We start from the raw sequence: 13,210 nt of genomic DNA, 5'->3' as shown, positions 1-13,210 counted from the left end.
GTTGCGCTCCCGCAGCACTCAGAGTGACACAGCTCACCGACGCGCAGCCGGTCAGGTCGGCTCGGTCAAGGCGACCCGGATCTGGTCGATGGCCGCCGCCTCGGCGGGCGCCACCCCGTCGTGCGCGCGGGCCACCTGGTCCGCCGCGGCCAACACGAGTTCGCGGTACGCGTCCACGTCCCGTGGGGACTTCTCGCGCAGGATCCGCACCGCCTGCCCCAGCGCCGGCAGCACCACCGACTCGATCTCCAGCTGCGAGTCCCGGGGAAGTCGCGGCAGCGGGCCGGTGGTCAGCGCCTCCTTGACCGTGCCACTGGCGTCGGCCAGCGCGCCGGACGCGGCGATGCTCTCCCGGATCACCCCCAGGACACCGGGGTCGGCGTTGGAGACCAGGAAGACGGCGCCGAAGGCACCGGTCTTGAGGGTCAGCCGCTCCTCGTCCGTCAACCGCTGCTCCATGATCACGGAGTGTAGACGTACGGGGTGGTGGTGGTGACCGCGACGAGGCCGAGCCGCTGCAGGATGGGCCGGCTGTCCTCGGAACAGTCGACCTGCATGAGCGTCCGACCTCGCTGCTCGGCCAGTCGCGCCCGGTAGTTGACCAGCGCCCGGTAGATGCCCCTGCGCCGCCACTGCGGCAGGGTGGAGCCGCCCCACAGGGTGGCGAAGCCGGTGCTCGCCGGGAACCGCACCCAGCCGGCACTCACCACAGTTCCGTCTGCCTCGGCCACCACGACGGTGATCGAGTTCGGGTCGGCGCCGATCTCCTTGGCCAGGCCCCACACCAGGTGCGAGCGGTCCTCCTGCCAGACCTCCTCCTCCATGGCGGCGATCCGCTCCAGGTCCTCCCGGGAGGTCACCTCACGCAGGCGTACCCCCTCGGGGGCGACGGGCAGCGCGGCGGCGAGCGGCGCGACCGGGCCGACCACGACGGTCTCCCGGTCCTCCGGCACGAAGCCGGCCGCGCGCAGGCGGTCCGCCAGGTCCGCCGGTTCGTCGTGCTCGTTGAGTTTCCACTCCGCCGACTCGCCCCGCTCACGGCACAACCGCACCTGCCGGGCGATCAGCTCGTCCAGCGCGTCGCCGGTCAACCCGCCAAGGTCACGGTAGGTGATGAAACCACCGGCATCGAGCCCGGAGATCCGGACCAGCGGCCCGTCCCGCTCCACAGTCACCCCGGCCGGAACCGGGTCGGGAATCTCCGGGCGGAGCTGGTTGTCGTAGGCGGTCCGCAGCGTCTGTACGTCGAGATCAGTCACCGGCCCAGGCTAAGCGGGATGGGAAGCGGATAATCTCCCACTGTGTGGGAGGCGATCAGGCGGTGGTTCGACCCGGCGGAGCTGGGCTCGGTCGGTGAAACACCGGACTACCGCTTCTCCCTGGCCAACGAACGGACCTTCCTCGCCTGGCTGCGCACCGGGTTGGCGCTGGTCGGAGGCGGGTTGGCCGCCGCGCAGTTCCTGCCGCCCCTTCCGATGAGCCACCTGCGGGAGGTGATCGCTGTGGCGTTGCTGCTGCTCGGCGCGGCGGTCGCGATCCGCGCTGTGGACCACTGGGCGCGTACCGAGCGGGCCATCCGGCTCGGTCAGGAGCTGCCCGCGTCCCGGTTCCCCGCCATCCTGGCGCTCACCCTCGGCGTCGGCGCTTTGCTGCTGGTGGTCGCCGTCCTGATGCGGGCGGTCGGCGGGCGGTGAGCACCGGACGCGACCCGGGGCTGCAACCGGAGCGGACCCGGCTGGCCTGGCGGCGCACCCTGCTCACGGTGACCGTGGTGACAGCGCTCGCCGTCCGGCTGGCGTCGACGGGCGACCCGACCGGTGCGCTGATCGCCGGCGGCACCATTCTGGTGTGGGGCGCCCTGCTGGTGCTCTGCTGGCCCCGGGGCACCGGCACCGGTCCGGCCCGCACCGGCGGCCGGACACTGCCCCTGGTCACGGTGGGCACGGTGGTGCTGGCGTTACTGGGAGTGCTGCTGGTCCTGCGCGGACTAGGGTGACGCGATCCGGTGCGTCATCATGGGTGCATGGCCCGGCTTGGCGTACTCCTCTTCCTGGTGCAGATTGTCCTCGCCGTCTGCGCGCTGATCAGCTGTCTCTCCGCCGAGGAGGGCAAGATCCGTGCCCTTCCCCGGATCGCCTGGGTGCTGATCATCCTGTTCTTCCCGCTGGTCGGCTCGATCGCCTGGTTCATCGTCGGCCGGGAGCCCACCCCCGGCGTCCGCAAGGGCTGGCCGGGCGGCACCGGCGGTGGCGAGCGGCAGCGCCCTCGGCCGGTGGCCCCCGACGACGACCCGGAGTTCCTGCGCTCCGTCGAGGAACGCGCCAAGCAGCAGGACCAGGAGCTGTTCCAACGCTGGGAGGAAGACCTGCGGCGACGCGAGGACGACCTTCGCCGCCGCGACGGTGAGCCGCCGCGCGAGGGTGACCGACCGGAGGTGTGAACGCGCCGCCGCCGCCGGCGCAGGAGCGACGGCGGCGGCGGGTGCGACTCAGGCCAGGTTCGACGAGCGGGGGTACGCGTCGGTCGGGTCGGTGAGCACGTTCACCAGGTACGGCACTCCGGAGTCGAACGCCCGCTGGAGCGCCGGGCCCAGGTCGGCCGCCTTGGCGACCGTCTCCCCCGCTCCGCCGAGCGCGCTGACAACTGTGTCGTACCGCAGCTCCGGCTGGAGGTCGGCGGCCACGTCGTAGCCGTACATGGCCCGCATCGGGTGCTTCTCCAGCCCCCAGATGCCGTTGTTGCCGACGACGATCACCACCGGCAGCTTCTGGCGGACCAGCGACTCGACGTCCATCAGCGAGAAGCCGGCCGCGCCGTCGCCCATCAGCACGCAGATCTGCCGGTCCGGGTGACTGACCCGGGCGCCCATCGCGTAACCCATGCCGGTGCCCAGGCAGCCGTACGGGCCCGGGTCCAACCACGTGCCGGGCTGGGCCGGCTCCAGGTACCGCCCGGCGTACGACACGAAGTCGCCGCCGTCACCGATGGTGATCGCGTCCGGGGCGAGCGCCCGACGCAGCTCACCGTAGATCCGGGCCGGGCGGATCGGGTCGGTCTCGGCGGCCATCTCCGCGGCGTCCCGAGCCTTCGCCGCGTCCTCGGCGACGCGCAGGTCGGCGATCCAGTCGGAGTGGTCGGCCCGGTCGCCGGAGTGATCGGCCAGCGCGGACAGGATCAGGCGCAGGTCACCGGCGGGGGCGACGGCGGGCTGCACGTGCGTCGCCCGCTGGCTGGGGGCGTCGACGATGTGCACCACCTTGGCGTCGCCGAAGTCACCGAAGCTGAGCCGGAAGTCCAGCGGGGTGCCCACGACCACGACCACGTCGGCGCCGGAGAGCGCGGCCCGGCGGGCCTTGGCGAACGCCAGCGGGTGCTCCGGCGGGAGCGAGCCGCGACCCATACCGTTGGTGAAGACCGGCACCTGCAACGCCTCGGCCGCCTCGCGCAACGCGGCGACCGCGTCGCCCGCGTACACGTCGGAGCCGGCGATGATGACCGGCCGCTGCGCCCCGGCGATGAGCATCGCCGCGCGGCCGACCTCCTCCGGGTCCGGCGCGATCGGGTCGACACCCGTCACGGTCGGCAGATCGGCCTCCGCGACCGAGAAGACCGTCTCCAGCGGAAAGTCGAGGAAGGCCGGGCCGCGGTGCGGGGTGAGCGCAGCGTTCAGCGCCGCACCCACCGCACGCGGGATGTCGTCGGTGCTGAACACCGTCTCGGCGTGCTTGGTGACCGGACTGACCAGCGGCAGGTGGTCCATCTCCTGGAGGCTGCCCGAGCCCCAGCGGAACGCCGGCGCGCGGCCGCCGAGCACCAGCACCGGCGAGGCGTTGAAGAACGCGCTGGTCATGCCGGAGATGCCGTTTGTGACACCGGGCCCGGCGGTGAGCACGGCGAGGCCGGGGCGGCGCTGGAGCTTGGCCACCGCCTCGGCGGCGAAGACCGCGGACTGCTCGTGCCGGACGTCGTAGATCGGGAAGTCGGTCTTGTACGCGGCGTCGTAGAGCGGGAAGACATGCCCACCGGACAGCGTGAACATCTCCCGTACGCCGTGCGCGCGTAGTGCCGCGAGCGCCAACTCGCCGCCGTGACCCTCGATCCGCTCCGTCATGTCGCTCCCATCGTCCGTGGCCGGGATCACAGGTTACCGGCCAGTCACTTGGCAGTGCGACCGTGGCCCCGACCAGTGGACGTTGCCGAGGTCAGGGCCACCGGGCCGGGAAGCGACGGATCAGCGGCCGGTGAAGCCCGGCTTGCGCTTCTCGACGAAGGCCGCCATGCCCTCGCGCCGGTCGTCGGTGGCGAACAACGCCGCGAAGAGCTGACTCTCCCAGGCCAGGCCCGAGTTCAGGTCCATGTCCAGGCCGCCGTCGACCGCCAGCTTCGCCGCGCGCAGCGCCTGCACCGGCCCGGTCAGGTACGGAGTGATCAACGCGACGGCCGTGTCGTACACCTCGGCGGCCGGGGCGACCCGGTCGGCCAGGCCGATGCGCAGCGCCTCCTGGGCGTCCACCATCCGCCCCGACATGATCAGGTCCTTGGCGCGGGCCGGGCCGACCAGGCGGGCCAGCCGCTGGGTGCCGCCTGCACCTGGGATGATGCCCAGCTTGATCTCCGGCTGGCCGAGCTTGGCGTCCTCGGCGACCACCCGCCAGTCACAGGCCAACGCCAGCTCACAGCCGCCACCGAGGGCGTAACCGGTGATCGCGGCGACCACCGGCTTGGGGATCCGGGCGATCGCGCCGAGCGCGCTGGACAGGTTCGCCGCCCGGTCGGCCATGTCCACGTAGGACATCTCGGCCATCTGCTTGATGTCGGCGCCGGCGGCGAAGACCTTCTCCCCGCCGTACACGATGACGGCGCGGACCTCGGGATCGGCGGTGGCCGCCGTGGCGGCGGCGCGCAACGCCTCCTGCACCTGGGTGTTGAGCGCGTTCATCGGCGGCCTCTCCAGCCGGATCGTGCCGATGCCGTCAGTGGTCTCCAGCCGAACGAACTCGCCCACGCTGCCCTCACTTCCTCGTCGAAGTCGCGTGCCAACCTTACGACCCGGCTCGTTTGGGTAAGTAGTGTGGTGTCAGCCCCGTGGGCGGGAGTCCAGCCATGATCACGTATTACGACGACAGGTCGGTGCAGGTCACCTCCACCACCGTCAGTGTCGACGGTCGCAGCTACAAGCTGGCCGACATCACCATGATCTGGCACCGCCGGGGCACCCGTTCCTGGCGAGTGCTGGTGGGACGGGGTGCGATCGGCGCCGCGCTCGCCGGCCCGCTGGTCGCGGCGGTGCTCGGCATCGCCGTAGCCGTCTGGCTGCACCGCTCACCCACCGTGACGATCGCGATCGTCGGCGCGTCGGTGCTGGTCGGGTTGGCCGTCGGGCCGGTCGCCGACTTCCTCTTCGAACACCTGGACCGCTCGTACGCCCGGGGCAGCCGCCAACTGGAGATCTGGGCCCGTTGGCGGGGTCAGCCGGTGCGTCTGCTGCGCACGGGTGACGCGCTGCGCTTCGGGCAGATCTACCGGGCGGTGCAGCGCGCGGTAGAGCACAGCCAGCCGGCCCACCCCGTCACGCGCCGCTAGCCCCTGGTTCCGCTTCACGTCCCGACCTGACCGGGGCCGGCCGTCACGCAGGGACCGCGCTCGCCAGCCGGGCACAGCGGGCGCGGACACAGCGGACGCGGACACAGCGGGCGCAGCGTTCCTGCAGTGCCTATGGAGCTGATATCGCAAACGAATCAGACCGGGGAGCCTGCGGTGCCGCAAGGCCGCAAGGCCGCAAGGCCGCGACGCGACGCGACGCGTGATATCGCAGACGGTTCAGCTCCAAAGGACCGCCGCGACGTCACCTCTACCCGCCGGACGGCCTCCGTCGAATCCTCTGTGAGCAAGGGCCGATCCTCTGCGAAGAAGGCCAAGTGCCAAGGTCCGAGCGAGGCGAAGGTTGCCTGGCGGTGGTTAGGCTTAGTGATGACCCTCTATTACCGGGACGACGCGGTGCAGGTGACCTCCGAGTCGATCCGGGCGGGCGGTCACGTGATCGCCCTGTCCGACGTGACGTTCGTCTGGCACGACCGGGGGCAGAAGACCCTCGCAGTCCGGGGCCGTGTGCTGGGGCGCGGTGTCCTGGTCCTGCTGCTCTCGCTGCCGCCGCTGGTCGCGGTGGTCTGCGTGCTGTCACTGGCCTGGTCCGCGCAGGACCGGGGCAACTGGCAATTGGCGCTGATCATCCTCGCCGCGTGCGCGGTGGGGGCGCTGGCGTTGATGCCGTTCCTGGAAATCCCGTTGGGTTGGCTGGACCGCTCCTACGAGCGCGGCAACCATGTGCACGAGTTGTGGGTGCAGCACCACGGTCGGGAGGACCTGCTGGTGCGCACCCCGGACGCGCTACGGTTCGGGCAGATCTACCGGGCCGTGCAGCGCGCCGTCGAACAGCAGGGGGACCATCGATGACCACCCGCCGCCGCGAGGCCGTCGCGCTGGCCGGCCTGCTCGCCGCGGCCGGCGTCACCCACCTGCTACGACCCGGCGTGTACGACCCGATCGTGCCAGGCGCGCTGCCCGGGCCGGCCCGCTTCTGGACGTACGCCAGCGGGGTGGCCGAGCTGGCGGTGGCGGCGGCCGTGGCGCACCCGACCACCCGGCGGGCCGGCGGTCGGGCAGCCGCCGCACTCTTCGTCGCCGTCCTGCCGGCGAACGTGAAGATGGCCATGGACTGGCGGCACCGACGCCCGACGAAGCGGGCCATCGCGTACGGCCGGGTGCCGTTGCAGGTGCCGCTGATCTGGTGGGCGCTGCGGGTGGCCCGCGCCGACACCGCCGCTCAACGGCCCCGCTGACCGGCTCCGTCGGGCGGTTGTGGCACGGCCGACGCACACTTGATCCCATGGCGATTCCCCTCCCCACCCCGGCCGCCGTGGTCGGCCTGACCCGCTCCGCTCTCGACCAGGCGCTCGGCTCTGCGGCCTCGATGGCGGCCGTGCCCGCCCGCGCGTTCGCGGTGCTGGACGGGGTGGAGGCGCTGCTGGCCCGGATCAACGGCGTGGTCGACCGGATCGAGACGACCCTGGACCGGACCGACCAGGTGCTCACTGACGCCGAGGCAGCGGTTCGCGAGGTGGCAGTCATCAGCGCCGCCGCGACCACCGCCATCGACACGGCAACCGAGGTGGCCACCGCCGCCGCCGTGGTGGTCGACGAGGCCGAACGGGTCTCCCGGGCGGCGGGCACTGTGGTCGCCGAGGCCGACCGTGTCGCGAACCGCGCCGCCACCACCGTGGGCACCGCGACGGAGGCCGCCGCGACGGCGGCAGAGCTGCTGGCGGCGTACGAGCCGGCGCTGCGCCGGGCCGCGCCGATGGCCGGCCGGTTCGTCGAGGAACTGAGCCACGAGGAGATCAGCGCGGCGATTCACCTGATCGACGAGCTGCCGAAGCTCAAGGAACACCTGACGGCGGACATCCTGCCGATCCTGGCCACACTGGACCGGGTCGGGCCGGACCTGCACGACCTGCTGGACGTGACCCGCGACCTCAAACTCGCCGTGGCCGGCATCCCCGGGCTGGGCATGCTGCGCCGACGCGGCGAGAAGCTCACCGACGAGCCCGTCGGCTGAGCTCTCGCCCGGCTGCGCCGTGGCTCAGCAGTCGCAGGTGATCGTCGTGCTGGGTGCGGTGAGGTCGTCGACCGGTCGCCGGGTCACCCCGGCCTCCGTCACCACCGGCAGCCCCTCCCGCGCCCAGTACTCGAACCCGCCGGCCATCTCCTTCACCGGATGACCGAGACGGGCGAACTCCAGCGCCGCCCGGGTCGCGCCGTTGCAGCCCGGACCCCAGCAGTAGGTCACCACCGCCGAGCCCGGCGGGATCAGGTCCGCTGCCCGGGTCGCGATCTCGGCGGTGGGAAGGTGCACCGCGCCGGGTAGGTGCCCCTGCGCCCAGGCAGCCGCGCCCCGAGAATCGACGACCACCAGACCCGGGGTACGGGCCGACAGGTCGGCGTGCACGTCACTGACGTCGGTCTCGACGCTGAGCCGATTGCGGAAGTAGGCGGCGGCGGTGGCCGGATCGGCCGGCGGAACGGCGAAGGTGAAGGTCATGCACCGATCCTCGGCACGATGCCACCTCGGGACGAGTGGCGGGAACGACGTCCTGCGCTAACATCCCGCCATGCCGACTCCGGCCACGACAGCCGGCCCGCGCCTGCTGCCAGCGCCCCGACGACCGGCGGCCGCGCACCGGGTCGCCGTGCTCGCGTACCCGGGGATGTCGGTGTTCGAGACCGGCATCGTCACCGAGGTGTTCGGGCTCGCCCGGCCGGAGTTCGACGTCGACTGGTACGACCTGGTGCTCTGCGCCGAGCAGCCGGGGCCGGTGCCGGTGGTCGGCGGGGCCAGCCTGCACACCCCGTACGGTCTGGCCGAACTGGCCACGGCGCGGACGGTGATCGTGCCCGGCGTGCCGGACGTGACCGCTGACCCGTCGCCCGAGCTGATCACCGCGCTACGCCGGGCACACCGGCGCGGTGCCCGGATCATGTCGATCTGCTCGGGCGCGTTCGCGCTGGCGGGGGCGGGGTTGCTGGACGGTCGGCGGGCCACTACCCACTGGCGGTACGCGGAACTGCTGGCGCGGCGGTACCCGCGGGTCGAGGTGGACGCGGACGTGCTCTACCTCGATGACGGTGACCTGCTCACCAGTGCTGGCAGCGCGGCCGGGCTGGACCTCTGCGTGCACGTGATCCGGCGCGACCATGGCGCGGCGATCGCCAACGCGGTCGCTCGACGGCTGGTGATACCGCCGCACCGCGACGGCGGGCAGGCCCAGTTCGTCGAGGCGCCGGTACCCGCCGACCCGGACGACGACCGGATCGCTGGCAGCATCGACTGGGCGCTCGCCCATCTCGCCGAGCCGCTGAGCGTGGCCCAGCTCGCCGGGCGGGCGCACATGTCGTCCCGCACCTACCTGCGGCACTTCGCCCGAGCCACCGGGACCAGCCCGATCCGTTGGCTGATCGACCAGCGGGTCCGCGCCAGCCTGGCCCTGCTGGAGGAGACCGACGCCTCGGTCGAGCAGGTCGCGCGCGCGGTGGGCTTCGACACGCCGGTGACCTATCGGCACCACTTCGGCCGGGTCATGCTGACCTCACCGTCGGCGTACCGCCGGGCCTTCCGCACCGGTGCGGGCCAGCGGGCGTAACCCGCCTACGCGCTCACGCCGACCCAGCGCGGAACGCGCTCAGGCCGGTACGTACAGCTCGTCGATCTCGGCGCGTTGCGGTAGGGCCACCGAGGCGCCGAGCTTGCGGACGCAGGCAGCGCCGGCCGCCGACGCCCAACGCACCGCGTCGACCAGGTCGCGCCCCTCGCCCCAGCCGACGGCCAGCGCGGCGGTGAACGCGTCACCGGCGGCGGTCGAGTCGACCACGTCGACCCGTACCGCCGGCACGTGCACCTCGGTGCCGTCCCGGTCGACGTACCAGGCGCCCTCACCGCCGAGAGTGAGCACGGCCCGGGGGGTCAGGTCGAGCAGCGCGCGCGGCTCCTCCCGACCCCTGCCGGCGAGCGCCTGCGCCTCGCCCTCGTTGACGACCAGCAGGTCCACGGCGGCGAGCAACTCGGGTGGGAGGTCCCGCGCCGGGGCGGCGTTCAGGATGACCCTCGTGCCGGCCTCGCGGGCGGCCACCGCGGCAGCCGTCACGGTCTGCACCGGGATCTCCAGTTGGGCGACCAGGACGTCCGCCCCGCGCACCGTGGCCAGCTCCTCCTCGGTGAGGCCGACCAGCGCGTCGTTCGCGCCGGGGGTGACCACGATGGCGTTCTCCCCCTGGGCGTTGACCATCACCAGCGCCACCCCGGAGGCGCCGTAGACCACGCGAAGCTGACTGGTGTCCACGCCGGCCGCGGTGATGCGGGCCTTGAGGGTGACGCCGAAGGCGTCCGAGCCGATCGCGCCGAGGAAGGCGCAGGAGGCGCCGGCCCGGACCGCGGCCACGGCCTGGTTGGCGCCCTTGCCGCCGGGCACCATCACGAAGTCGGTGCCGAGCATGGTCTCGCCCTGTCGAGGCAGCGCGGGTGCCATCGCGACCAGGTCCATGTTGGCGCTGCCCACCACGGCAACCCGGGTCTGTGGCACGGCCGTCTCCGCCTGTCCGGCGCTCAGGCGGCGCGAGCCGTGAAGCGGTCGCCCGACCGCTCGACCACAAGTGGCAGCCCGAAGGTCTTGGAGAGGTTGTCACCGGTCAGCGTCTCGGCGAGCAGACCCTGGGCGACCACCCCGCCCTCGCGCAGGAGCATCGCGTGGGTGAACCCGGGCGGGATCTCCTCGACGTGGTGGGTGACCAGCACCATCGCCGGGGCGTCGGGGTCGTACGCCAGCTCGGCCAGTCGGGCGACCAGGTCTTCCCGAGCACCCAGGTCGAGCCCGGCGGCGGGCTCGTCGAGCAGCAGCAGCTCCGGGTCGGTCATCAGGGCACGGGCGATCTGCACCCGCTTGCGCTCACCCTCGGAGAGGGTGCCGTAGCGGCGCTCGGCGAGGCCACCGACGCCGAGTTGACTGAGCAGTGCCCGCGCCCGCGCCTCGTCGCCGCGGTCGTAGTTCTCCCGCCAGCGGCCGACCACCGACCAGGCGGCGGTCACCACCACGTCGCTGACCCGTTCGTCGGCGGGCAGCCGCTCGGCGATCGCCGCGGTGGTGAGCCCGATCCGGGTACGTAGCTCGTTGACGTCGGTGCGGCCGATCCGCTCGCCGAGCACGTGCGCGACACCCGTGGTGGGGTGCAGCCGACCGGCGGCGAGGTTGAGCAGTGTGGTTTTGCCGGCACCGTTGGAGCCGAGCACGACCCACCGCTCGTCCAGCTCGACGCGCCAGGTCAGGTCCTGTAGGAGGGCGGTGCCAGAGCGGCGTACGCCGACGCCGTCGAGGCTGACCACCAGATCCGGGTCCACGAGAGCGGCGGCAGGCGCGGCGTCGGCAGCGCCGGGGATCAGGTCACCAGTCACCACACCATCCAACCACGCAGCGCCGGGGTGCCCCCCATGGGCGGCACCTCAGCCATAGGGTGAAGCGCCGTGTCATTGATCACCAAGCCCGAAGGACGGCCCATGCCCCGTCGACGTACGGAGCCGCGCCGATGAGCGCGGTCATCGAGATCGAGGGTCTGCGCAAGACCTTCCACAGCCTGCGCAGCGGCCGACGGGTGGCGGTGGACGGCTTCGACCTGTTGGTCGAGGCGGGCCAGGTCCACGGTTTCCTGGGCCCCAACGGCTCGGGCAAGACCACCACGCTGCGGGCCCTGCTCGGGCTGGTCCGCGCCGACAGCGGCCGGATGACAGTGCTCGGTGAACCGTCGCCGGAGCTGCTGCCCCGGGTGGCGGGGCAGGTCGGCGCCATCGTGGAGAGCCCACAGTTCTTCGGCAACTTCACCGGCTACCGCACGCTGCGGTTGCTGGCCCGCGCGGGTGGGGTGCCGGTCTCGCGGGTGGACGAGGTGCTGGATCTGGTGGGCCTGCACGACCGGGGCGATGAGCGGGTGAAGGGCTACTCGCTGGGCATGAAGCAGCGTCTGGCGGTGGCGTCCGCGCTGTTGAAGGACCCGCGGCTGCTCATCCTGGACGAACCGGCGAACGGGCTGGACCCGGCGGGCATCCGGGAGATGCGGGACCTGATGCGGTCGCTGGCGGCCAACGGGGTGACGGTGCTGGTGTCCAGTCACATCCTGGGTGAGATCCAGCTGATCTGCGACCACGTCACGATCATCTCTGGGGGGCGGCGGGTCGCGACCGGTCGGGTGGACGAGGTGCTGGCGGGCCACGACCGGCACGAGTTGCTGGTCCGGGTGGCCGAGCCGGAGCGGGCCGTCGAGCTGCTGCACGCGGCCGAGCTGACGGCGGTCGTGGACGGCGGAGCGTTGGTGGTGAGCGGAGTGAGCGACCCGACGGTGGTCAGCCGGGTGCTTGGTGAGCAGGGTCTGTGGGTGAGCGAGCTGACGCCGCTGCGGCCGGATCTGGAGAGCGTCTTCCTGGAGCTGACCGGCGCGTACGAGCATTCGTCGGTGCCCCGGCAGGTCGGCGACTCGTCGCTGCCGCAGGGCGAAGCTGTGATCGACCTTGATCGGGGAGTGGACGCGTGAACCTGGTGCGTGCCGAGTTGGAGCGACTGTCCGCGCGTCGCTTCGTGCAGCTCATGGTCGTCCTGTTGGTGTTGGCGTTCGCCGTCACGGCGGCGACGACACTGGCCGGTTCCCACAAGCCGAACGCGGACGAGATGAGCTCGGCGCGGGCGCAGGCCGCCGAGGCACGGCGCGATCTGGAGGCCACCCACCAGGAGTGCCTGGCCCGTCAGAGCGGCACCTTGCCGGCCGACACGGACAGGTACTTCCCCAGCGACTGCTCGGAGATCGACCCGATCCGGCAGGACCGGCTGCCGATCCCCGCCGACTATCTGCCGGGTGTGTTCAACTTCGCCGAGCAGGCCCAGCCGCTGCTGTACTTCCTCATCGCGTTCCTGGTGCTCTTCGGGTTCCTGGTCGGCGCCTCCTACATCGGCGCGGACCTGACCTCGGGCGGCGTGGTGAACCTGTTGCTCTGGCGACCCCGTCGGTTGACGGTGCTCGCGGCCAAGTTGGGCACCCTGCTCGGCGCGGTGCTGGTGCTGGCCCTGCTGGCGTCGGTGGTCTACCTCGCCACGTTCTGGGTGATCGGGCAGGCCGCCGGGTTGCCGGGCCGGCTGGACGGTGACTTCTGGCGTTCACTCGGTGCGGTGCACGGCCGTGGCCTGGTGTTGGTGCTGCTCGCTTCCGCGCTGGGCTTCGCGATCGCCACGCTGGGTCGGCACACCTCGGCGGCGCTCGGCGCGCTCGCCGCGTACGCGGTGGTTTGGGAGTTGGGCGCCCGACTGGTCCTGGAGATCGTCGACGCGCGGAAGTCGGACCTGTTCATGCTGTCCAGCCACATCGGGGCGTGGCTCAACGGCGGGGCGCGGTTCTATGACGAACAGCTCTGCCGGGGCAGCACCGAATTCCCGTACTGCGAGGGGTTCTACACGGTGACCTGGCTGCCGGCACTGTTGGTGCTGCTGGCGATCACGGGCGGGCTGACCGCGGCGGCGTTCGCCGTGTTCCGTCGCCGCGACCTGATCTGAATCGAGGCCGTCGGGCCGCCCCGGTCCGGGCGGCCCGACGGAACGGCCAAGCCGGCGTCCGGCAAGAGCTT

17 protein-coding genes are annotated in these 13,210 nt (G+C 72.3%); 10 read left to right on the top strand and 7 right to left on the bottom strand.

The features are described 5' to 3' along the window. Window positions 1-51 precede the first annotated feature (51 nt). Complete coding sequence (locus tag MED15_RS17010; RefSeq protein WP_112582105.1) at window positions 52-465, bottom strand: hypothetical protein; 414 nt, start codon at window positions 463-465, stop codon at window positions 52-54. After that, window positions 462-1,259, bottom strand: coding sequence for a GNAT family N-acetyltransferase (locus tag MED15_RS17005; protein ID WP_112736174.1), 798 nt, complete (start codon window positions 1,257-1,259; stop codon window positions 462-464). The genes MED15_RS17010 and MED15_RS17005 overlap by 4 nt, the downstream gene beginning before the upstream one ends. 42 nt (window positions 1,260-1,301) lie before the next feature. Between MED15_RS17005 and MED15_RS17000 the strand changes: the two genes are divergently transcribed. From MED15_RS17000 to MED15_RS16990, 3 genes are read left to right on the top strand one after another with little or no spacing between them, the layout of a single operon-like run. Then, entirely contained in the window at window positions 1,302-1,694 is a 393-nt protein-coding gene (locus MED15_RS17000; protein ID WP_112582108.1) for a YidH family protein, read from the top strand. Next, window positions 1,691-1,996 carry a DUF202 domain-containing protein gene (locus tag MED15_RS16995; protein WP_112604418.1) on the top strand — a complete coding sequence of 102 codons (306 nt, stop codon included), beginning with the start codon at window positions 1,691-1,693 and terminating at the stop codon, window positions 1,994-1,996. The genes MED15_RS17000 and MED15_RS16995 overlap by 4 nt, the downstream gene beginning before the upstream one ends. 27 nt (window positions 1,997-2,023) lie before the next feature. Beyond that, window positions 2,024-2,440 (top strand): PLD nuclease N-terminal domain-containing protein, encoded by a 417-nt coding sequence (locus tag MED15_RS16990; protein WP_112604420.1) that lies wholly within the window; start codon window positions 2,024-2,026, stop codon window positions 2,438-2,440. A gap of 48 nt (window positions 2,441-2,488) precedes the next feature. Here MED15_RS16990 and MED15_RS16985 read toward each other — a convergent pair whose 3' ends face one another. Continuing rightward, the gene (locus MED15_RS16985; RefSeq protein ID WP_112582113.1) at window positions 2,489-4,111 is read right to left on the bottom strand and encodes an acetolactate synthase; all 1,623 of its coding nucleotides are present in this window, start codon (window positions 4,109-4,111) and stop codon (window positions 2,489-2,491) included. Between the two features lie 120 nt (window positions 4,112-4,231). After that, the gene (locus tag MED15_RS16980; protein WP_112736172.1) at window positions 4,232-5,005 is read right to left on the bottom strand and encodes an enoyl-CoA hydratase/isomerase family protein; all 774 of its coding nucleotides are present in this window, start codon (window positions 5,003-5,005) and stop codon (window positions 4,232-4,234) included. Window positions 5,006-5,103: 98 nt separating this feature from the next. Here MED15_RS16980 and MED15_RS16975 point away from each other — a divergent pair, with 98 nt between their 5' ends. The 4 genes from MED15_RS16975 (at window position 5,104) to MED15_RS16960 (ending at window position 7,615) form a co-directional block, all read left to right on the top strand. Then, window positions 5,104-5,583: a DUF6232 family protein gene (locus MED15_RS16975; RefSeq protein WP_112582116.1), complete on the top strand. Its 480-nt coding sequence runs from the start codon at window positions 5,104-5,106 to the stop codon at window positions 5,581-5,583. A gap of 387 nt (window positions 5,584-5,970) precedes the next feature. Beyond that, window positions 5,971-6,453, top strand: coding sequence for a DUF6232 family protein (locus MED15_RS16970; RefSeq protein WP_091393319.1), 483 nt, complete (start codon window positions 5,971-5,973; stop codon window positions 6,451-6,453). After that, window positions 6,450-6,839: a DoxX family protein gene (locus MED15_RS16965; protein ID WP_112736170.1), complete on the top strand. Its 390-nt coding sequence runs from the start codon at window positions 6,450-6,452 to the stop codon at window positions 6,837-6,839. The genes MED15_RS16970 and MED15_RS16965 overlap by 4 nt, the downstream gene beginning before the upstream one ends. Before the next feature lie 47 nt (window positions 6,840-6,886). Then, entirely contained in the window at window positions 6,887-7,615 is a 729-nt protein-coding gene (locus MED15_RS16960) for a hypothetical protein (RefSeq protein WP_112604424.1), read from the top strand. 24 nt (window positions 7,616-7,639) lie between these two features. On the opposite strand, the gene MED15_RS16955 is transcribed toward MED15_RS16960, so the two are convergent. Further along, complete coding sequence (locus tag MED15_RS16955; protein ID WP_112736168.1) at window positions 7,640-8,098, bottom strand: rhodanese-like domain-containing protein; 459 nt, start codon at window positions 8,096-8,098, stop codon at window positions 7,640-7,642. Window positions 8,099-8,168: 70 nt separating this feature from the next. Here MED15_RS16955 and ftrA point away from each other — a divergent pair, with 70 nt between their 5' ends. Continuing rightward, on the top strand, window positions 8,169-9,197 hold the full coding sequence (gene ftrA / locus MED15_RS16950; protein ID WP_112736166.1) for a transcriptional regulator FtrA: 1,029 nt from the start codon (window positions 8,169-8,171) through the stop codon (window positions 9,195-9,197). Window positions 9,198-9,236: 39 nt separating this feature from the next. On the opposite strand, the gene MED15_RS16945 is transcribed toward ftrA, so the two are convergent. Further along, entirely contained in the window at window positions 9,237-10,133 is an 897-nt protein-coding gene (locus MED15_RS16945; protein WP_112604428.1) for a ribokinase, read from the bottom strand. 23 nt (window positions 10,134-10,156) lie between these two features. Next, complete coding sequence (locus MED15_RS16940) at window positions 10,157-10,999, bottom strand: ABC transporter ATP-binding protein (RefSeq protein WP_112582490.1); 843 nt, start codon at window positions 10,997-10,999, stop codon at window positions 10,157-10,159. A gap of 131 nt (window positions 11,000-11,130) precedes the next feature. Between MED15_RS16940 and MED15_RS16935 the strand changes: the two genes are divergently transcribed. Together MED15_RS16935 and MED15_RS16930 are read left to right on the top strand one after the other, a co-directional pair. Next, a complete protein-coding gene (locus MED15_RS16935) occupies window positions 11,131-12,129 on the top strand; it encodes an ABC transporter ATP-binding protein (RefSeq protein ID WP_112736164.1) in 999 nt (332 codons plus the stop codon). Beyond that, window positions 12,126-13,139: an ABC transporter permease subunit gene (locus MED15_RS16930; RefSeq protein WP_112736162.1), complete on the top strand. Its 1,014-nt coding sequence runs from the start codon at window positions 12,126-12,128 to the stop codon at window positions 13,137-13,139. Before MED15_RS16935 ends, MED15_RS16930 begins: the two co-directional genes overlap by 4 nt. Window positions 13,140-13,210: the final 71 nt, after the last annotated feature.

This window comes from Micromonospora noduli, from assembly GCF_003264475.1.
Taxonomy (GTDB): domain Bacteria; phylum Actinomycetota; class Actinomycetes; order Mycobacteriales; family Micromonosporaceae; genus Micromonospora; species Micromonospora noduli.
This window is presented reverse-complemented; position numbering and strand designations above follow the sequence as displayed.

Coding starts and splice junctions, on each gene's coding strand:
- MED15_RS16990 (WP_112604420.1), top strand. CDS start 2,024: ATGGCCCGGCTTGGCGTACTCCTCTTCCTGGTGCAGATTGTCCTCGCC.
- MED15_RS16985 (WP_112582113.1), bottom strand. CDS start 4,111: ATGACGGAGCGGATCGAGGGTCACGGCGGCGAGTTGGCGCTCGCGGCA.
- MED15_RS16975 (WP_112582116.1), top strand. CDS start 5,104: ATGATCACGTATTACGACGACAGGTCGGTGCAGGTCACCTCCACCACC.
- MED15_RS16970 (WP_091393319.1), top strand. CDS start 5,971: ATGACCCTCTATTACCGGGACGACGCGGTGCAGGTGACCTCCGAGTCG.
- MED15_RS16965 (WP_112736170.1), top strand. CDS start 6,450: ATGACCACCCGCCGCCGCGAGGCCGTCGCGCTGGCCGGCCTGCTCGCC.
- MED15_RS16960 (WP_112604424.1), top strand. CDS start 6,887: ATGGCGATTCCCCTCCCCACCCCGGCCGCCGTGGTCGGCCTGACCCGC.
- MED15_RS16955 (WP_112736168.1), bottom strand. CDS start 8,098: ATGACCTTCACCTTCGCCGTTCCGCCGGCCGATCCGGCCACCGCCGCC.
- ftrA (WP_112736166.1), top strand. CDS start 8,169: ATGCCGACTCCGGCCACGACAGCCGGCCCGCGCCTGCTGCCAGCGCCC.
- MED15_RS16935 (WP_112736164.1), top strand. CDS start 11,131: ATGAGCGCGGTCATCGAGATCGAGGGTCTGCGCAAGACCTTCCACAGC.